At 60.4% G+C, this 19,421-nt stretch carries 15 protein-coding genes; 9 read left to right on the top strand and 6 right to left on the bottom strand.

Annotated elements, in window-relative coordinates:
- Positions 1-39: 39 nt before the first annotated feature.
- Positions 40-969 (bottom strand): lipid kinase YegS, encoded by a 930-nt coding sequence (gene yegS / locus M1D97_RS06875; protein WP_456269990.1) that lies wholly within the window; start codon positions 967-969, stop codon positions 40-42.
- Between the two features lie 699 nt (positions 970-1,668).
- Between yegS and M1D97_RS06870 the strand changes: the two genes are divergently transcribed.
- Complete coding sequence (locus tag M1D97_RS06870) at positions 1,669-3,477, top strand: assimilatory sulfite reductase (NADPH) flavoprotein subunit (RefSeq protein WP_456269989.1); 1,809 nt, start codon at positions 1,669-1,671, stop codon at positions 3,475-3,477.
- 2 nt (positions 3,478-3,479) lie between these two features.
- On the top strand, positions 3,480-5,222 hold the full coding sequence (locus tag M1D97_RS06865; RefSeq protein ID WP_456269988.1) for an NADPH-dependent assimilatory sulfite reductase hemoprotein subunit: 1,743 nt from the start codon (positions 3,480-3,482) through the stop codon (positions 5,220-5,222).
- A gap of 133 nt (positions 5,223-5,355) precedes the next feature.
- On the opposite strand, the gene mdoH is transcribed toward M1D97_RS06865, so the two are convergent.
- From mdoH to M1D97_RS06850, 3 genes are all read right to left on the bottom strand, one after another.
- Complete coding sequence (mdoH, locus tag M1D97_RS06860) at positions 5,356-7,851, bottom strand: glucans biosynthesis glucosyltransferase MdoH (RefSeq protein ID WP_456269987.1); 2,496 nt, start codon at positions 7,849-7,851, stop codon at positions 5,356-5,358.
- Positions 7,844-9,424 (bottom strand): glucan biosynthesis protein G, encoded by a 1,581-nt coding sequence (locus M1D97_RS06855; RefSeq protein WP_456269986.1) that lies wholly within the window; start codon positions 9,422-9,424, stop codon positions 7,844-7,846. The genes mdoH and M1D97_RS06855 overlap by 8 nt, the downstream gene beginning before the upstream one ends.
- A gap of 365 nt (positions 9,425-9,789) precedes the next feature.
- Positions 9,790-10,983, bottom strand: coding sequence for a multidrug effflux MFS transporter (locus tag M1D97_RS06850; protein ID WP_456269985.1), 1,194 nt, complete (start codon positions 10,981-10,983; stop codon positions 9,790-9,792).
- A 133-nt stretch (positions 10,984-11,116) separates the two neighbouring features.
- On the opposite strand from M1D97_RS06850, the gene M1D97_RS06845 reads away from it, so the two are divergent.
- From M1D97_RS06845 to M1D97_RS06825, 5 genes are all read left to right on the top strand, one after another.
- On the top strand, positions 11,117-12,112 hold the full coding sequence (locus M1D97_RS06845; RefSeq protein ID WP_456269984.1) for a formate/nitrite transporter family protein: 996 nt from the start codon (positions 11,117-11,119) through the stop codon (positions 12,110-12,112).
- Positions 12,113-12,281: 169 nt separating this feature from the next.
- A complete protein-coding gene (nfo, locus tag M1D97_RS06840; RefSeq protein ID WP_456269983.1) occupies positions 12,282-13,136 on the top strand; it encodes a deoxyribonuclease IV in 855 nt (284 codons plus the stop codon).
- A 30-nt stretch (positions 13,137-13,166) separates the two neighbouring features.
- Positions 13,167-13,460: a hypothetical protein gene (locus M1D97_RS06835; protein ID WP_456269982.1), complete on the top strand. Its 294-nt coding sequence runs from the start codon at positions 13,167-13,169 to the stop codon at positions 13,458-13,460.
- Between the two features lie 99 nt (positions 13,461-13,559).
- Positions 13,560-14,216: a hypothetical protein gene (locus tag M1D97_RS06830; protein WP_456269981.1), complete on the top strand. Its 657-nt coding sequence runs from the start codon at positions 13,560-13,562 to the stop codon at positions 14,214-14,216.
- Positions 14,210-14,764, top strand: coding sequence for a FlgO family outer membrane protein (locus tag M1D97_RS06825; protein ID WP_456269980.1), 555 nt, complete (start codon positions 14,210-14,212; stop codon positions 14,762-14,764). The genes M1D97_RS06830 and M1D97_RS06825 overlap by 7 nt, the downstream gene beginning before the upstream one ends.
- Before the next feature lie 74 nt (positions 14,765-14,838).
- Here the strand turns inward: M1D97_RS06825 and M1D97_RS06820 are convergent, their stop codons facing one another.
- A complete protein-coding gene (locus M1D97_RS06820; protein WP_456269979.1) occupies positions 14,839-16,536 on the bottom strand; it encodes a 2-isopropylmalate synthase in 1,698 nt (565 codons plus the stop codon).
- 225 nt (positions 16,537-16,761) lie between these two features.
- On the opposite strand from M1D97_RS06820, the gene M1D97_RS06815 reads away from it, so the two are divergent.
- Complete coding sequence (locus tag M1D97_RS06815; protein WP_456269978.1) at positions 16,762-17,256, top strand: Lrp/AsnC family transcriptional regulator; 495 nt, start codon at positions 16,762-16,764, stop codon at positions 17,254-17,256.
- Between the two features lie 171 nt (positions 17,257-17,427).
- Positions 17,428-17,925 carry an invasion associated locus B family protein gene (locus tag M1D97_RS06810; RefSeq protein WP_456269977.1) on the top strand — a complete coding sequence of 166 codons (498 nt, stop codon included), beginning with the start codon at positions 17,428-17,430 and terminating at the stop codon, positions 17,923-17,925.
- Between the two features lie 80 nt (positions 17,926-18,005).
- Here M1D97_RS06810 and M1D97_RS06805 read toward each other — a convergent pair whose 3' ends face one another.
- Positions 18,006-19,325, bottom strand: a complete 1,320-nt coding sequence (locus M1D97_RS06805; protein WP_456269976.1) for an IS4 family transposase — start codon at positions 19,323-19,325, stop codon at positions 18,006-18,008.
- Positions 19,326-19,421: the final 96 nt, after the last annotated feature.

Raw genomic sequence — 19,421 nt, 5'->3', positions numbered from 1 at the left:
GTAACATTCAGATTGAACCCGGACACCCTATCCAGGGAGCTAGCTGCTGCGCCCGTAATGATGTCGTGGCTTGCCCTCATACAATAGCTGGCACTCATCGGGTAAAACGATCGACATTGCCCCCGGGCAGACTTCGACTCTGGCCTGAGTAAATTCATGGAACTCGCCATCCAGATTGATGGGCAGCGGCGATTCACTCTGAAAATCCATGGAGGTCAACTGGTGATAGCGCACCAGCCTGCCGTTTCGTGGCAGCTCGCGTAGCTCATGAATGGCGCTGCCGACCCTGACCAGTGAAAAGGATTCAACGGTCAGCACATCCAGCAGCCCATCATTGAGCAGGGCTCTCGGCGTCAGCTCCTGACCGCCACCGGCCTGCCGGCCATTACCGACCGCCAGCACGATCAGGTCGCGCTCGTAGCTGCCATCATGAGTCTGCAGGTGACAGCGAAAGGGTTCGAAACGCCAGGCCTGCATCACACCCACCAGTGAATAGGCGCCACCGCCCAGCAGCTTTTTCAAGGCCGGCGGTGTATCGCTGGTCACCTTGGCCCCGAAACCACCGGAGGCCATATTGAGAAAATAGAGATCGTTGATACGAGCGATGTCGATGGCACGCGGCGTGCCGTACACCGCCAGGGAAAGCGCGTCGAGAGGCGGCTCCGGAATGCCTGTCGCAGAGGCAAAGTCGTTGGCCGTCCCCATGGGAATGATGCCCAGCGTCGGGCGATTCGACGTTTCGATGCCCATCAGCGCATTGGTGGCTTCATGAAGCGTACCGTCCCCGCCGGCCACAATGATGCGATCGATTGCCTGATCCACGGCATCTTTCAGAAAGCGCGCAATATCACCGCTCTCCCAGGTCACCCGGACCGAAAGATTGATCCCCTCGTTGCGAATGCGATCCACTGCCTCGCGCAGCGCAGGATTCCCGACCCCCTTGCCGTTCACAATCAGCCAGAAATTCAATATCGCACTCCTGTTTCATCAAGTTGGGGACATCGGTGCAGTGACGACACCATTGCCGTCCTGTCAGGCACTGCCCGCCGTAATATCGACATCACGCTTCACCGCCATTGCAGGATGATAGACGTCGTGACAAACGCAAGCGTCACGACGCTGACCAAAGGTCATGAAAACTAGCATGCCATCCGGTCCGCTTCATCTTTCCCGTTACAAGGACCACGCACGCATGATCCGAAGGCTGCTCTCCCGACGCATCGTTGCCCCGGAGTGCCGGCAGAAAGAGCCATTGCGCCTCTTACCGACACCCGGATCGTGCGCTTTAAAGAATAAGGGTATACTCCGGCATTTTTGAACACTGGAGCGAGCGTGACCTCCCGGCGCTCGTAACGGCCTGCTATTGACGACTCAAGGCGTGCTACATTCTGCAGCGCTTTTACTCAAGCCGGCCGGTGACAGCACCGATATCGTGTTCACGCGGGACATCGAAAGCCGCTGTTGGTCCCTGACAGGCATGACCGGCTTTCGTGGCATCGTTTTGATCATCTCACGGTACAGCGAAGCAGCCGAGCAAGGACACTGGCAGGTCCGGCCCGCCATTAATTTCTTTAAGTTATAAAAGCATTATAATTTATACCTTTTAATTCATTGGGGAGGTCGCTAGCATTCGCCTTCCTCCCCCGGGGACAGATGAGGATATCCACGATGTCACAAGGCCCCCTGCTCGACACCAACAGTCCTCTGAATGGCGATCAGGCCCAGCGTCTCAACGATGTACTGGGCAGCATGGATCGCGATCAGATGACCTGGCTGAGTGGGTATCTCGCCGGACTCAATGCGTCCGGCGGCCAGATGAGCGCTGCATTACCAGCAGGTACAACCCAGACCACTTCTGCACTACCCGAAATTGTCGTCCTGTACGGCAGCCAGACCGGCAATGCCGAAGGCGTGGCCGAACAGGCGCGTGATCGCGCCATGGCACACGGCTTCAATGTTCGCCTGGTCGACATGGCAGACATGACCAAAAAGGATCTCAAGGATCCCACCAACCTGATGGTTGTGGTCAGCACCCAGGGCGAAGGCGATCCACCGGACACTGCCATCGGCTTTTACGAGCTGATCAATGGCCGCAAGGCCCCCAAGCTCGACGGCCACCGTTTTGCCGTACTGAGCCTGGGCGACTCGAGCTACGATCAGTTCTGTCAGATGGGCAAGGAGTTCGATGCCCGTCTGGCCGAACTCGGCGCCGAGCGGATCAGCGATCGTATCGATTGCGACGTTGACTACGAAGAACCGGCAGAGGCCTGGATCGAGAGCATTCTCGGTCGCTACGCCGAACTCTCCGGCGCCACCACGGCAGCCGCCGATCAGAGCGCCCCGGCGGCGCCGGCCGGTGACAGCCAGTGGTCGAAGAAAAACCCCTTCTATGCCGAGATTCTGGACACGGTCGTGCTCAACGACGAGGGCTCCAGCAAGGAGACCCGTCACATCGAGCTGTCGCTGGAAGACTCGGGCATCGTTTACGAGCCCGGTGACGCTTTGGGCGTGGTGCCGCAAAACGATCCAGCCTACGTCGATGAGCTTCTGGAAAAGCTCAGAATCAGCCATGACACCGAGCTCGACACCGGCAGCAGGATTCGCGATGCGCTGCTCGCCGAGTTTGAAGTCACCACGCTGACGCGCCCCTTTCTCGAAAAGTGGGCCGAGCTCAGTGACGATGCCGAGCTGCGCCGTATCCTGAGTGACGAGGCGCGCGACGAGTTCAAGGAGTGGGTCTACGGCCGTCACATCATCGATGTGATCGAGCAGTTCCCGGTCGACAACCTGGACGCTGCCACCTTTACACAGGCCCTGCGCAAGCTGCCGCCGCGGCTCTACTCGATCGCCTCGAGCTACAACGCCGAGCCCGACGAGGTCCACCTGACCGTGGGCGTGGTGCGCTATGAATCCCACGGGCGCGCCCGCAACGGGGTAACCACCGGTTACCTCTCCGATCATGTAGAACCCGGCGACAGGATCCCGATCTACGTTGACCGCAACAAGAACTTCAAGCTGCCGCACGACAACAGCACGCCGATTATCATGGTCGGCCCGGGCACGGGCGTGGCGCCCTTCCGCGCCTTCATGCAGGAGCGTGACGATGCCGATGCCGACGGCGATAACTGGCTGTTCTTTGGCGATCAGCACTTTCACACCGACTTCCTCTACCAGGCCGAATGGCTGAGCTGGCGGGAAAAGGGCCTGCTGACTCGTCTGGACGTTGCCTTCTCGCGCGACCAGGCTGAAAAGGTCTACGTGCAGGATCGTCTGCGGGAACGAGGGGCGGATATCTACGCCTGGCTCGAGCGTGGCGCCCATTTCTATGTCTGTGGTGATGGCGAGCGCATGGCAGCCGATGTCCACCAGGCACTGCTGGATATCGCCACGGAGCACGGCGGCCTCGACGAGGACGCTGCCGCCCAGTACATCCGCGATCTTCAGCAGTCCAAACGCTACCAGCGGGACGTATACTGACAATGACCGATATTATTACCAGACTCCGCGACGAGTCGCTTGACGACTATGCCCCCAATGAAAGCCTCAAGGTCAACAGTGACTACCTTCGTGGGCGGCTGATGGACAACATGGCCGACAACGCCACCGGCGCTGTCAGCTCTGACGACACCCAGCTGACCAAGTTCCACGGCTTTTACATGCAGGATGATCGCGACGTCCGCGATCAGCGCCGCAAGAAAAAGCTGGAGCCGCTGTACTCCTTCATGGTGCGTCTGCGCATCGCGGGGGGCCGCATGAGCAGCCAGCAGTGGCTGACCCTGGATGACGTGGCCCAGCGCTATGCCAACAACACGCTGCGCATTACCACGCGTCAGACCTTTCAGTATCACGGCGTGTTCAAGAGCAATCTGCGCGCGCACCTGAAAACGGTCAACGACGCCATGATCGACACCATCGCTGCCTGCGGTGACGTCAATCGTAACGTGACCTCCACGGCCAATCCGCATCGCTCGGCGGTGCATCGTCAGGTCTATGATCTGGCAGCGGACATCAGCAATCATCTGCTGCCACGCACTCGCGCCTATCACGAAATCTTTCTGGGTGAAGAGCGTGTTGCCGGCGGTCCCGAAGAGGTCACCGAACCGCTTTATACCCAGCACTATCTGCCGCGCAAGTTCAAGATCGGCCTGGCCGTACCGCCGGACAATGAAACCGACGTGCTGACCAATGATGTGGCCTTCATCGCGATCGTCGAAGACGGTGAGCTCAAGGGCTTCAACGTTGCCGTGGGTGGCGGCATGGGCTCCACGCACGGGGAACCGGAGACCTATCCGCGCCGCGCCACCGTCATCGGCTACTGTGGTGTCGAACAGACCGTGGACGTGGCCGAAAAGATCATGCTGGTCCAGCGTGACAACGGCGATCGCAAGAACCGCAAGCATGCCCGTCTCAAGTATACCGTCGACACCATGGGCGCCGACGGCTTCCGGGCCGAGCTCGAGAAGTATCTGGGCTATGCGCTGGGTGAAGAGCGCTCGTTCGAGTTCACCACCACCGGCGACATTCTCGGCTGGTATCAGGGAGAAGACGGCCAGTGGCACTACGGACTTTTCGTCGAAAATGGCCGTATTCGCGACTATCCCGACGACAATCCCATCCACGCCGGCATGCAGATCATGAGCGGGATGCGTGAAATCGCTCAAATCCATGACGGCGATATCGTGCTGAGCTGCAACCAGAACCTGATCATCACCAACGTAAGGCCCGAGCTTCGCGAGCAGATCGATGGCATTATCGATCGCTACCGGATGCTCAAGGATGTCAGTCCCCTGCGCCAGCATTCGATCGCCTGCGTGGCCTTTCCCACCTGCGGTCTGGCAATGGCAGAAAGCGAGCGCTACCTGCCCACGCTGCTCGATAAGTTCGATGCCATCATGAAGGATGCCGGGCTCGAAAACGACCCGATCATTGTCCGCATGACCGGCTGCCCCAACGGCTGCGGCCGACCCTTCATTGCCGAAATCGGTTTTGTCGGCAAGGCCATCGGTCGCTACAACCTCTATCTGGGCGGTGATTTCACCGGCACCCGGCTCAACAAGATGTATCGCGAGAACATCGACGAGAAGACCATTCTCGAAGAGCTGACGCCGATGATTCATCGCTATGCGAAAGAGCGTGAGGCCGGCGAACACTTCGGCGACTTCGTGATTCGCGCAGGCATCATCAAGGCCACCGAAAACGGGCTGGACTTCCACTCGGCCTGACGGGCCCGGCCTGCCACTGCCTCAAGGGGCCCGGCATTCAGCCGGGCCCCTTTTTTATCGCCATGACGTCAATCGTTATGGCGATAAAAAAGGCCCTGCCAGTGGCAGGGCCCTTTCGGGTCGGAGCAACGCCCTAGATAAATCGCGGCGGCGGATCATCGGCGTAGGCTTCATCGACCCAGGCGGGATACTGATGACTTCGATCCCATACCTGATAGTGCAGCCTCGACAGCATGACCGGGTCATCCAGCACCAACAGCTTTTCCTTGTTGGGCATCCTGTCGGGGCCGCCCACCAGGGCCTGACGCACCATCGACTGACGCTGCGACTCGATCGCCTCGGACTTGTTGTGGCGTGCCACGCCCATGGCGCAACCCAGTGCATTGTCGATGGGGTCAACCACGGTCTGCACAAAGGTCGGTGCCGGCGGCTGATGACGCGCATTGCGCACGAATCGCCAGGTGGCCCGCAGCTCTCGTGGCGGATTGGACTCCTCGGGGATCAGGAACATGCGCCCCCGGAAGGACGCCCGACCCAGCCCTACCTTGCTGGTGATCACCGAGACCGGAATCGACAGCATCAGGGCGCCAACAATCGGCCAGAGCCACAGCAGAAACAGCGGATCCAGCCACAAAACGAACAGCGTCCAGACAATACCGAACACCGTCTGGCCACCATGACGCATGAAGGCATCCTTCCAGGTCGTCTCGCTGAAATCGCGCTGCGGCGATTTCCACTTGACCTCGATTCCCATCAGCGCCGCCAGCACAAAGCGGGTATGGAACAGCATGCGCACCGGCGCCAGCAGCATCGAGATCAGCGACTCGATCACCATCGACAGGCCCAGACGCACCGCCCCGCCGTAGTAGCGTGGCCCCTTGGCCCAGATCACGATCACGCTCAGGATCTTGGGCAGAAACAACAGGGTCAGCGTGGTGGAAAAGAGCGCCACCGCCCTGCCCGGATGCCACTCGGGCCAGCGAGGAAAGAGCTGCATGGGCTCGGTGAAATACTCGGGCGTGGTCAGGGTATGCACGGCCAGAAGCGCCGTGGACAGCATCAGAAACAAAAACCAGAGCGGTGCCGACAGATACGACATGACACCGGTCAGAAACACCGCCCGATGGACCGGGTGCATGCCGCGCACCAGAAACAGGCGAAAATTCATGATATTGCCCTGACACCAGCGCCGGTCACGCTGGAGCTCATCGATCAGGTTGGGCGGCATCTCTTCATAGCTGCCCGGCATGTCATAGGCAATCCATACGCCCCAGCCGGCACGACGCATGAGCGCGGCCTCGACAAAGTCGTGCGACAGGATTTCGCCCGACAGGGCGCCCTTGCCCGGCAGTGGCGCCAGCGAGCAGTAATACATGAAGGGCTCGACACGAATGATCGCATTGTGTCCCCAGTAGTGGGATTCCCCCAGCTGCCAGAAGTGCAGGCCTGCGGTAAACAACGGCCCGTAGACCCGGGTCGCGAACTGTTGGAGGCGGGCATAGAGATTGTTACTGCCGGCGGCCAGTGGCGCCGACTGGATGATACCGGCGTCCGGATTGGCCTCCATCAGCTGTACCAGTCGGGTCAGACAGCGGCCGCTCATGACACTGTCGGCATCCATGACCAGCATGTAACGGTACTTGGCGCCAAAGCGGCGGCAGAAATCATCGATGTTGCCGCTCTTTTTCTTCACCCGACGCGATCGGCGTCGATAGAAGATGCGTCCGAATCCGCCAACCTCACGGCACAGCCGTAGCCAGGCATGGTTTTCCGCGACACAGATGTCAGGGTCGTAGCTGTCGCTGAGCACATAAAAATCGAAATGCTCGATATTACCGCTGCGCTGCACGGACTCGTAGGTCGCCTTGAGGCCGGCAAACACACGATCGACGTCCTCGTTACAGACCGGCATGACAATCGCCGTTCTGGCCGAGGGGTCGATCGGCTCATCACCAGCACTGCTGGCCGAAATACTGTACTTGTCGCGCCCTTTCAGCAGCTGGAAAAACCCCATCAGGGCCGTCCAGAAACCGGCCGACACCCAGCAGAACAGCAAAGCGAACAGAACCAGCTCGGCCACTTCAAGCCACTGTGCGCCCTGATAGGGCAGTACGGTGCTCATGTACCAGACGGCGACGGCACTTTGCACCATGACCAGCGCCAGCAGCGTCCAGCGCCGCATGGTACCGACCGTTTTCCAGCGCGGGGCTGTCGGCGCCTCGGGCGCCTGCGTCTTGCGCTCGCGGGGTTTCAGATTACCGCGGCGCAGATGATAGCCCTTTTTCAGACGCTTGATCGGGCTGGTGGTCCAGGGATGAGGCGCAATCGAGGTGCGCTCGATGGGCGGCATGGTTCTGAGACAGACCCGCCCCACCTTGTCGGTGCCCAGCACCTCCGGCGGCGCCAGAGGGGTAGTACCGTAGGCGAGCTCCAGGCGCCGGAGTACCGACGCACTGGAGGGGTCATCCTGCAGAAGATGCTGCTTGCCAAGCTCCTCGTGCACCTGAAACAGGGGCGTATCCTCGGAAGCCATTGCCAGCAGCTCGCGGCGATTGCCCAGATTTCGGGTCCCGAGCGCCAGGCGCTCGAGATAGGCCCGGGCCGGGCTTGAATAGGCATCATCACTCATTGGCAGGCAGCACGTAGTTCCAGGTTTCCGTCAGGCGCGAGTCACCATTTTTGAGAAACGCCGTCATGTTGACCGGCTTCGAGGTGTCATTGGCCTTGACGCTCAGCTTGAGACGATACCCCCCCATCGCCGGGTTGCGAATCACCTCACTGCGGACGACCTGTCCGTTATCGCCGAGATCGACATCTGCCTGAATATTGGCATCACTGCCCGGCGACTTGAGATTCGGCCCGACGAAATCGACCACATACAGCGTGCTGTCGTCTTTTTTACGTACCAGATTGCCCTGAACCACCTCGCCGCGCGCACGACGGGTCTGAGCCACCCAGCCCAGATCGGGCGTGTGATAGCGCGACTCGTTGAGCGTCCAGTTGATGGAGTAGTTGTAGTCCAGCGGCTGGTTGGTGGGCAGCTCCTGTGTCGGACGCCAGAAGCTGACAATGTTGTCGTTGGTCTCATCGGGCGTCGGAATCTGTACCAGTTCTACCTGGCCATCGCCCCAGCCGTTCTGCGGCTCGATCCAGGCACTCGGGCGCAGATCATAGCGGTTCGGAATATCCTGATAGTTACCGAAATCGTGATCGCGCTGCAAAAGGCCGATGCCACGCGGATTATTGGCCGGGAAGGTATCCACCGACAGGCGTTTGGGGTTGGCCAGTGGGCGCCACAGCCATTGACCGTCGCTGGTCGCCAGCTGCAGACCATTGGAATCGTGAATGGCCGGACGGTAGTTATTGCCGTCCGCCGGCTGCGCGGGGCCGAAAAGATACATGCTGGTCAGCGGTGCCACGCCCAGCTTGGTGACCTGACGACGCAGGAAAAGGCGCGACTGCACATCCACCACGCTGTCCTGGCCCGGCCGCAGGATAAATCGATAGGCGCCGGTCACGCTGGGAGAGTCAAGCAGCGCATAGATGGTCAGATAGCGATCGTCGCCCTGCGGCTTGACGACCCAGAACTCCTTGAAGCGCGGAAATTCTTCTCCCGAATTGAGCCCGGTATCCACGGCGAGGCCACGGCTTGACACCCCGTAGCGCTGATTCTTGCCGGCCACCCGGAAGTAGCTGGCGCCAAGAAAGACCATCGACTCGTGCTTCTTGTCGGGAGAGTCGCCGTAGTTGATCTTGAAGCCGGCGAAACCAAGGTCCTTGAACTGCGACTTGTCGACGTCCAGGTTGCCGTAGTTGAAATTGTCCGGCGAGAATGTCAGCTCCTGCACGTCATTGCCGTTGACTTCATTGATCGTCACCGGCGTGTTGTAGTGCATGCCCTCATGGAAAAAGCTCAGATCGAAACGCAGATTGTCGCTGCGCCAGTGCGACTGGGCAGGCTTGTACTGGATCTGCTGATACTGCTGGAAATTCAATCCGGAAAGCGAGCCCGGGAGATTGCTCTGAGGCGCGCTGTAACCACGCTGTGCAAGCTCCTGTGCTTCCTGACTGACATCATTGAAATCGAATGCCAGAGCGGACTGAACGGAAAACAGTGAAGCTATTCCGAAAGCCAGGACGGCACCTCTTTTCAGGGCAGTGTAAACCGCGGGACTACCGGAGGTTTTCAGATAAGACGTCACAGCAACATTCCTCATAAGCATCCTTGAAGAGCCCTGATATATATAAAGATAGGGGGCATACACAAGCCTGCCACGCAGGATAAAGGCTCAGGGCAGCCATGCGTGACAGCGTATGCTTCATCACAGCGGGCAGGCCTGTTTACCACGGCACCATACCCTTGTGCCAGCCGAAAGTAAGTGCAGCATTTTACGCTATTTTCCGACGAACAATACGGTTCACAATGCCGCAGCGTTACAAAAGGGGGCCATACAGGGACGAGCGAGCAGACAACATTCTAGCCTCGGCTGCCCCTTTTCTCAGTAGTCATAATGAAACGCTGTCTTTTTTTACCTCTGTGTGACACGTCGACAACAGGCGTAACCCGTTACCCGGACAGGCGACAACGATAAAGGCCTTGAAATGTCGTCAGTAAAAGACCGCCCGCGCCCAGTACCCCCGTCAGGGCCAGAAGCCATTGCGGCGGTATCGGCAATAGCGTCAGAAGCGAGGCCATGAGCGCCCCGCCCCCCATCTGGCAGCAGCCGGCCAGCGATGAGGCAAGCCCGGCCCGGTCAGCATAGGGCTCGAGTGCCAGACTCAGGGCCGCCCCGAGCGTCAGTGAAAAGCCGGTTACCATCACGGCATTGGACAGCATGAACGTGGCCACACCCGCCCCGAAAAGGGTGTAGAAGAGGCCGTGTAACACACCGCCGGCCACCATGATGGCAAGCCCCGTACGGATGGCATGGTGCTGCCCCAGACGCGCAATCAGCCGAGGCGCGAGGAAATAGGCGATTACATTGATGGCGGCCACGGTGCCGAACCAGCCGCCGAAGGCAAGCTCGCTCAACCCTGCCTGATCGATCAGGAGAATGGGAGCTGTCGTGACATAGATCAGAATGACCGTCATCCCGGTCATGGCGATCAGGGCATGAAAGACAAAGTGCCCGTCGCGCAGAATGGCCAGGACATCCTGCCCATAGCGCGACCATTGATGCCCTCGCTTGCCGGCCGGCCGGGTCTCCTCCAGCCCCCGGAGACAAAACAGGGTTACCGCCAGCGCAAACACCACCATGAAGACAAAACTGGCGCGCCAGTGCCAGACGGCGGCCAGCACGCTTCCCAGTAACGGCGCCAGTGCCGGTATTACACACACGGCTGCATTCAGGAAACTGTAAATGCCCGCCCGGCGCTGCCCTTCAAAGCGGTCCCGCACGCACGCAAACGCCACCACGGTGGCAAGCGAAGCGCCCAATCCCTGCATCAGGCGGCCGATGTAAAAGAGCGTGATCTGATCGGCCATCAGACACAGGGCTGCGGCCAGACCATAAACGAGCGCCCCCGCAATCGCCATGGGACGTCGCCCGAGGGCATCCACCAGCGGGCCGGCTATCAGCTGTCCGACCCCCATGCTGATGAGATACAGGGTGATGGACCATTTGATGCCGGCTGTATCCAGCGCAAAGTCCTGCGCCAGCATGGGCAGCGAGGGCAAAAAGATATCGACCCCCATGGGGGTCAGTACGATCAGCGCCATCATCATGGCAATCAGGCGACGGTTACCGGCAGGATGACCCATTATCAGGCTCTATTGAAATACGAGCCGGCACTGTACAGGCTGCCCGACGCCCGGCCAACATGTCCTGTTGATTCAGGGAGAGCGAGACTACGCTAAGCTCACCGATTATCGAGACAGCAAGCAGGCACGCCATATGAGTCAGGACCAGAACAAGCAGGCGCAGGACGACTTTGAAGGCGGCCTGGAAGCCGAGACTTCAGAGCAGGAACAGCAGGACTCGACACCGGAGAACACTGCGGAAGATCGTCGCGAGGTAGAAGAGGTTGCCAACGAACAGACCCGCGAGCTGCCCTCTCAGGCGGCCGCCGTGCACCAGCGGCTTCGCAAGGATGGTCAAAAGGAACTATCGCGGGATTCCATGGCGCTTTTATGGTCTGCCATCGCCGCCGGCATCTCAATGAGCCTTTCCATGGTGGCGCGCGGTCTCTTGCATGCCAACCTGCCGGAAAGCGATACCGGATTTTTGATCGAGTGTCTGGGCTACACGATCGGCTTCATCGTCGTGATTCTGGCCCGCCAGCAGCTGTTTACCGAAAACACGGTGACGGCCGTTCTGCCGGTCATGAGTCATCCGACGCTGGCCAACTTCGGCTCCCTGAGCCGTATATGGGGGGTGGTACTGATCGGCAACATGATCGGCGCCGCCATTGCCGCCTGGACCTTTTTGCACCTGCCCATCTTTGACGCCTCGACCCAGGGCGCCTTTACCGCCCTGGCAGAGCATGTGATGGAGAATACGACGGGCGAAATGTTCGCCAAGGGCGTTGTGGCCGGCTGGATGATCGCCACGCTGGTGTGGCTGATACCGGCGGCGGATCAGGCCAAGGTCTGGATCATTTTGATCATTACCTACGTCATGGCCATCGGCGAACTGACCCATATCATCGTGGGCGCCAGCGAGGTGCTGTATCTGGTCTTTGAAGGCGGCGCCAGCTGGGGCGAATTCCTGTTCCACTTCGGCCTGCCCACGCTTGCCGGCAACGTGGTCGGCGGAACCTTCATCTTTGCCCTGATCAGCCATGCCCAGATTCGCGGCGACCTTGAAGCCCAGCGCGAGCACAAACAGGGGCTGATTCAGCGTCGTCACAAACAGAAAAAGCGCGAAGAGCAGAAAAAGGAACAGCAGTAACGCGGTCACCGACGGGGCCAGTCACCGCAATACCGACAGGCGGGCTCACGCCCGCCCTGTTGTCTGCAGGCTGAAAAAGCGCACTGCTATCAGCGTCATTCAAGCACTCATGCCAACGATTGCGTACCATGCGCCCTTTCAGCAACCGCAAGCCAGTGTCAGGTAGTCCATGAAATATATCGGAGCACACGTCAGTGCCGCGGGCGGCGTTGATCAGGCCGTCAAGCGCGCGGTCGATATCGGCGCCAACGCCTTTGCCCTGTTTACCAAGAACCAGCGTCAGTGGAAGGCCAAACCGCTGGACGACAAGGTGATCGAGGCCTTTAAAACGGCATGTGCCCATTACGGCTTCCAGCCCGGCCAGATACTGCCCCACGACAGCTATCTGATCAATCTGGGCCATCCGGAAGCCGAAGGACTGGCCAAATCACGCGCCGCCTTTCTCGACGAGATGCAGCGCTGTGAGCAGCTGGGTCTGACCCTGCTCAACTTTCATCCGGGCAGCCACCTGCGCAAAATCAGCGAAAGCGAGTGTCTAAGAATTATTGCCGAGTCGATCAATGAGGCGCTGTCACAAACGAAGGGAGTGACGGCCGTCATCGAAAACACCGCCGGTCAGGGCAGCAATCTGGGCTATCGCTTCGAGCAGCTGGCCGAAATCATCGAGCAGGTCGATGACAGATCCCGCGTGGGCGTGTGCATCGATACCTGCCACGCCTTCGCCGGCGGCTATGATCTGCGCACCCGCGAATCCACCCGGGCCGTCCTGGACGAATTCGGGGCCGTGGTCGGTTTTGACTATCTGCGCGGCATGCATCTCAACGATGCCAAGAGCACCCTGGACAGCCGCGTGGATCGCCACCACAGCCTGGGTCAGGGCAATATCGGCAGTGAAGGCTTTACAACGATCATGCAGGATGCGCGCACGGACGGGATTCCGATGATTCTGGAAACCATCGAACCGGCCATCTGGGATCAGGAAATTGCCTGGCTGCGCGCGCAGGCCGGCGCGACCGGCGCCTGACGCCCTTTCACTTCTAGCGGATATTTCACCATGCAGTCAGACGGTTTTTTCAGCTGGGTCGGCGAAACGCTGGGCGACATCATTCGCGCCATCGTTGAATTTCTGGCCTCCATTTTCGCCAATCTGTTCGGCGCCATGGACGGTTTCATCGACGGACTGACCCGTTCGCTGGGCATCAGCCCGTCCCTGTTCAGTCTGGCCATTCTGGTGATCGGCCTGATGCTTTTGATCAGCGGCGTTCGCGCCCTGCTGCGCGGCGGCATCATCGGCGGACTGATCTGGCTGGTGCTGGGCCTTCTGGTACTGTCCTGGCTGATCCCCTGACACCGTCGGGCTCAAGCCGGCCCCGACGTCGCCGATAAAACCTTCCTGATCAATCATGGCGCACGCCGAAGGGCCTGCGCCGTCAAGGGAAGGGTACTGATGTCATCAAGGATCTGGGGCGTCGTCTGCCTGGCCGCCACGCTGAGCGGCTGCCTCAACGTCAACACCTCTCAGGCCCCCATGGCCACGACCTGGGAGATCAGTGACCAGCAGCGCATGCAGGCCGCCCACCACTGGGACGTGCTGGCCCGCAACGAAGCGCGCAGCATCATGGCCGACCAGCGCCTTCGCAGCAGCCCCTTGTATCTCGCCTCGTCGCAGTCGGCCACGCCGTTTGCCCGGGGCTTTCATTCGCTGCTGGAAAGCCAGCTGGTGCAGCAGGGCGCGCTGGTCAGCACGCAGCCCGAAGGCGCGGTCATCATCAATCCAAAAGTACAGGTCGTGAAACACAGCGACCGCGGCATGATCCGCCATCCGCCGGGCACCCTGACCATGCTTGCCGCCGGTGTGGCATGGGCCTTCCAGCCGATCAACCACTGGTCGGAACCCGCCCTGGCGCTGCTTCCGGGCATCGCCCTGTATGATGCCTTCAGCGGCAACATCACCGAGGTTGGCAATACGGAGGTCATCATTACCACCCGGGCAAGCGAGTTCGACACGCTGCTGTATTCGTCCTCCAACATCTATTACGTCAACGCCGGCGACAGCCACCACTATGAAGCCCGGGACGGGCTGAGGGTCTCATCGCAATGGTAAGCAAACGACTGTCCCGACTGTCTCTGGTTCTTGTTTTGATGCTATCGCTGCTGATCACGGGCTGCTCCGCCCTGCCCGGCTACACGGCCGTCCCCGAACAGCCGACGCTGCTCTCCCGGGTCGATACCGCCGCCGAGCGACTGGTCAACAGCGCCCGCGGCCGTCTTGCCGCCAGCGATACCATCATTGCCACCACCTTCGTTGACGTGGACCAGCTCGGCCGCTCCTCCACGCTGGGGCGCACCCTGACAGAGGCCATGACTTCCCGGCTGGTCGACAACGGTCTCAACGTCATCGAGGTCAAGCTGCGCGACAGTCTCTATATCGAGGAGTATGCCGGCGAGATGATCCTGTCCCGCAACGTCCAGCGTCTGGGCAACAACTACAACGCCAGCGCCGTGTTGCTGGGTACCTACGCGGTGGCCCGCGGGGAAGTGTTCGTCAGCGCCCGGCTCGTACGCCTGGCCGACCAGCTGGTACTGGGCGCCACCAGCTTCCGCGTGCCCATGGATGCCGACGTTCAGATGCTGCTGACCTCCCCCTATTGAGCACCGAGCAATACGCAAAGGGCCTGTTACCCGGGGGGTGACAGGCCCTTGCTGACGCTTTGGCGCCGACGTTGTCAGGCGCTTGTACTGTCGGCAATGGCCGTCAGGCCGTCCCGACTGCCGGCGCTTTCGTTACACAGGTTGATGCCTGAAATCACGGCCTTGAGCGAGGCGCTGACGGTGTCACTGTCCTCGGCCACCGCGCAGATACGCTGGCCATCCACGTTGAGCTGCACAAAGGCGATGGCGTTGGCCTCGCTGTCCTCGCCCAGTGAATGCTCGTTGTAGTCGAGAATGCCGACCTGCTGGCCGCTGTGGCGCTGCCAGGCATTCATGAAGGCTGACATGGCGCCGTTGCCGCTGCCTTCCAGGGTCAGGGGTTCACCGTCCTGCTCGAGCGTGATCGACAGCCCCTCGTCGCTGGCGCGCGACAGGCGATAGTCGACCAGCGACAGCGGGGTTTCGCGCATGAAGGTGGCAAACAGCAGCCGGCGAATGGAGTCGCTTGAAAGCTCGCCGCTCAAGCGCTCGCTCTCCTGTTGTACATGGGGCGCCAGCGCCAGCATCATCCAGCGCGGCAGGCTGATGCCGTAATCGCGCTCCAGCAAAAAGGCCATGCCGCCCTTGCCCGACTGACTGTTGACGCGAATTACGGCCTGATAGTCACGCCCGATGTCGCGCGGGTCGATCGGCAGATAGGCCACCTGCCAGGGCTCGTCATCGCCCTGTCGTTTGAGCGACTTGCGAATGGCGTCCTGATGGCTGCCGGAGAAGGCGGTATAGACCATCTCGCCCACCCAGGGATGACGCGGATGCATGGTAATGCCGGTGCATTCGGTCACGACCTGAATGATTTCATCCGGGCGGGAAAGATCCAGTTCGGGATCGATGCCCTGACTGTAAAGATTCATCGCCAGCGTCACGATGTCCATGTTGCCGGTGCGCTCGCCGTTGCCCAGCAGCGTGCCCTCGACCCGCTCGGCACCGGCCAGCAGGGCCAGCTCCGCGGCCGCCACGGCACCGCCGCGGTCGTTATGGGTATGCACCGAAATGATCACGCTGTCACGCCGGCTGATGTTCTGGCAGAAATATTCGATCTGGTCGGCATGATGGTGAGGGCCCGCCACTTCCACCGTATTGGGCAGATTCAGGATGCACCTGTTGTCCGGCGTGGGCTGCCACACATCCATGACGGCTTCACAGATGGCCAGCGAGAAATCGAGCTCGGTACTGGAGAAGCTTTCCGGTGAATACTGAAAGCGCCAGTCCACCTGCGGGTAGCGATCGGCATGCTGTTTCACCCACTGCGCGCCGCTGACCGCAATATTGATAATGCCGTCACGGTCCATTTCGAACACGCGCTCGCGCTGGGTGGTCGAGGTCGAATTGTAGAGGTGAATGATGGCGCGCTTGACGCCCACCAGCGCCTCAAAGGTTTTCTCGATCAGGTGCTCACGACACTGCACCAGTACGGCAATGGTGACATCCTCGGGAATCTGGTCCTCCTCGATCAGCCAGCGCACGAAGTCATAGTCCGGCTGGCTGGCCGACGGAAAGCCGACCATGACTTCCTTGATGCCAACCCGAATGATCTGCTTCCAGAAGCGCTTTTTCTGCTCCACGCTCATCGGTTCCAGTAGCGCCTGGTTGCCATCGCGAAGATCCTCGCTGACCCAGATCGGCGCGGTGTCGAGATCACGATCGGGCCACTGGCGATTGAAGGCAGGCACACGGGGTGCCGGGCTGTACTTGCGATGGTTGAAAGCAGTCATGGTGACCTCTGATAAGCGCTGAAGGAATGTTTCATGCCCGGCCAGGGCTTCATGGATGTCGGCTCTTGTGAAGCAGACCCGAAAGCCGGATCGGCACTGCTTGTGGCAGTGGCCCCAGTATAGCGCGGCCCTGCCGGCAGGTCCTTGCGATTATGTTGGCAAAGCGCACCGTGGGCGCAATATCATGCCAAAAAATACTCATTATCTGAAAAAAGGCATCTTGAAATGGCCGAAAGTCGGATCACCGTTGCGCTCGATCGCTACGACCGCCAAATCCTCGAAATACTGCAGACGGAGGGTCGCATCAGCAATCAGGCGCTGGCCGATCGCGTGGGTCTGTCACCGTCGCCCTGTCTGAGACGGGTACGCGCCCTCGAAGAGAGCGGTTTGATCACCGGCTATCAGGCGCAGGTCGATGCCCGCAGGCTGGGCCATCGTCTGATGGCGCTGGTCTATATCTCCATGGATCGCCATACGCCCGAGCGCTTTGCCAATTTCGAACAGAAGGTGGCCGCCCTGCCCGAGGTCATTGAATGCCTGATGATCACCGGCCAGGAGGTCGACTATCAGCTCAAGATTCGCGTTGAAGACATGGATGACTACCAGCGCCTGCTGCTGGAGCACATCACGCCCATTGAAGGCGTCACCGGCGTGCACTCCAACTTTGTCCTGCGCCCGGTGTTCGGCAATCGCCCCATCTCGACACACCTTGCCCCCTGACGCCGCTCCCCGGCGCTCATTGACCGGCGTGGCGCTTTATTAAACGAGCGCCAGGGCTTAGTGTGTGGCCCCCAGGGGTTGTCCCCGCATGACATGATCCGTGCCCGTCATTTACAGGAGAGAGTGCACATGCTTTTACGCCGTCTGTCGGTTTCAGGGATTTGGGCCCTGATGACGATGCTGTTTTCCCTCTACATGGTGCCCGCAGCCCAGGCCTCACAGGTTCAGCCGCAGCAGGTACCCGATGCCGATATCCAGCAGTTCAGGGACTGGGAAGTGCGCTGCCCGACAGGCGGTGGCAATGACACGCGCTGCACCATGACGCAGCTGGTCAACAGCCCCGAAAGCGACCGTCCCGTCATGCGCGTGGTCGTGGCCTACCCGCCGCAGGGCAGTGACCCGGTCATGGTCTTTCTGCTGCCGCTGGGCGTCCGCCTTGCCCCCGGCATGCAGCTGCAGGTCGACAACGGTGAAGAGCTTCCCTTTCCCTATCAGGTCTGCATGGACGAGGCCTGCCGCGCCGATCTGCCCCTGCAGGGCCAGCTGCTCAGCCAGCTCCGCGGCGGTACCCGGGCCACGGTCAGCTTCTTTGATCCCAACGGCCAGCGTCTGGATACCAGTATTTCACTGATGGGCTTTACCGACGCCACGCGTGCCATCGCGCCCTGAGGCGATTCCCGGCCCTGCCCGACGCCGGCCTGGCCCGATTGTCGGGATCAAAAAAACGGCGCCCCTGCGGGTAATGCCAGTCAGTTAGTGCTGACTGGCTTTTTCCTGACCGGATATTTCTGCGGTCGTGCCCGCACCGCTCGCGGGTACGATCTTTCTCGTCGATCGGGCAGTACAAAGGCCGGCGCCATCTCCGTGATCGACTGGACCACCGCCGGCACCCGACCCGACGATACCGCCGGCAGCATCGATAACTCCTTGATAATAAAGCTGGCCGCCTGGTGAAAGCTCAGCTGGTTGGGGTGAATGTTGTCCAGACTGTAAGCCATTCGCGCCATCTGAAAACGGATCAGGTTGTAGGCGAGCAGCGTGCCCCACAGCTCCTGACGCACCATCTCCGGTGTACGGCTGCGCAACGTAAGCCGATTGTCCAGCAGCGACTGCTTCATTTCTCGATATCCCAGCTCGATTTCCCAGCGGTAGCTGTAAAGATCCACGATGTCGGCGGCCGGAAAAAGCATCGTTTCCGTCATCGAGGTCAATACCGTCACCTCCTTGCCCCGAACCTTGCGGCGCAGCAGGCGCGCCTCGAACGAGACCGGTAAATCCGGCCATTTGGCACGCGCCTGTGGCGAAGTGGTCAGCCGAACGAGACGGTCCTGGCGCCCCAGCGAGCGAATCTCCTCGTAGTGGGTTCCCTTGCGTAACGGAATCAGCCAGTGGCGCTGCTCGCCGGCCTGCTGCCAGGCATGCAAAAGGCCCAGTGAATAAAAGCCGCGGTCAAACAGCGTGAGCGAGTGATCCGGTGTGCCGGCGATCAGGTCTTCCGTCAGGGCCACTTCGCCGGTCGCGACACTGTCGAACGCGGCCCCCGTGATCAGGTGGCTGGTCACCTCCATCTGGCACACCATGCGTACCTGCGGGTAGCCGGCCTCGCGCTGCGCATTACGCGTGCGCGCGAAGGCGGTCTGGTTATCGGGAGAGTCCGGCGTTCGCCAGACCACGCCGTCCACGGCAAGCAGGCTGAGTCCGCACCAGTGAGGCTGAGGCGTTTGAGCATGCCACAGGGCCTGAGTCTGCTCGAAAACATGTCTGACTGCGTCACTACCCAGGCGCTGACGCGCCTGTACCACGGCGCTGGGGGCCACGAATGGACGCTTGCCCGGCAGGACGATATCAAGCTGGTTAACCATCTGCGCCATGGGGATATGGCGAAACAGGGCCATGCCGACAATCGACCAGACGACCAGATCCAGCGGCAGTCGCCGCTTGCGAAGGGTCGCCACGCCGGCCTGCTCCAGACAGGTGTCGATGAGCTCGGGGGAAAGGACGTCCGCCAAACTTGAAAAGCTGTCGGGCCTTACCCGGTTGATGGCATCGATGGCCTGACTGAAATGCATAAAAAAGTCCGGTATCAGCAAGTTACTGATACCGGACTATCGCATTGTCAGCCGGTGGGGGAAAACCTTAACTGACTGGCATTAGCCCCTGCGGGC

Source organism: Kushneria sp. AK178 (assembly GCF_053903105.1).
The sequence above is the reverse complement of the archived record's forward strand: the minus strand, read 5'-3'. Positions and strand labels throughout refer to the sequence as shown.

Coding starts and splice junctions, on each gene's coding strand:
- M1D97_RS06870 (WP_456269989.1), top strand. CDS start 1,669: ATGTCACAAGGCCCCCTGCTCGACACCAACAGTCCTCTGAATGGCGAT.
- M1D97_RS06865 (WP_456269988.1), top strand. CDS start 3,480: ATGACCGATATTATTACCAGACTCCGCGACGAGTCGCTTGACGACTAT.
- mdoH (WP_456269987.1), bottom strand. CDS start 7,851: ATGAGTGATGATGCCTATTCAAGCCCGGCCCGGGCCTATCTCGAGCGC.
- M1D97_RS06850 (WP_456269985.1), bottom strand. CDS start 10,983: ATGGGTCATCCTGCCGGTAACCGTCGCCTGATTGCCATGATGATGGCG.
- M1D97_RS06845 (WP_456269984.1), top strand. CDS start 11,117: ATGAGTCAGGACCAGAACAAGCAGGCGCAGGACGACTTTGAAGGCGGC.
- nfo (WP_456269983.1), top strand. CDS start 12,282: ATGAAATATATCGGAGCACACGTCAGTGCCGCGGGCGGCGTTGATCAG.
- M1D97_RS06835 (WP_456269982.1), top strand. CDS start 13,167: ATGCAGTCAGACGGTTTTTTCAGCTGGGTCGGCGAAACGCTGGGCGAC.
- M1D97_RS06830 (WP_456269981.1), top strand. CDS start 13,560: ATGTCATCAAGGATCTGGGGCGTCGTCTGCCTGGCCGCCACGCTGAGC.
- M1D97_RS06825 (WP_456269980.1), top strand. CDS start 14,210: ATGGTAAGCAAACGACTGTCCCGACTGTCTCTGGTTCTTGTTTTGATG.
- M1D97_RS06820 (WP_456269979.1), bottom strand. CDS start 16,536: ATGACTGCTTTCAACCATCGCAAGTACAGCCCGGCACCCCGTGTGCCT.
- M1D97_RS06815 (WP_456269978.1), top strand. CDS start 16,762: ATGGCCGAAAGTCGGATCACCGTTGCGCTCGATCGCTACGACCGCCAA.
- M1D97_RS06810 (WP_456269977.1), top strand. CDS start 17,428: ATGACGATGCTGTTTTCCCTCTACATGGTGCCCGCAGCCCAGGCCTCA.
- M1D97_RS06805 (WP_456269976.1), bottom strand. CDS start 19,325: ATGCATTTCAGTCAGGCCATCGATGCCATCAACCGGGTAAGGCCCGAC.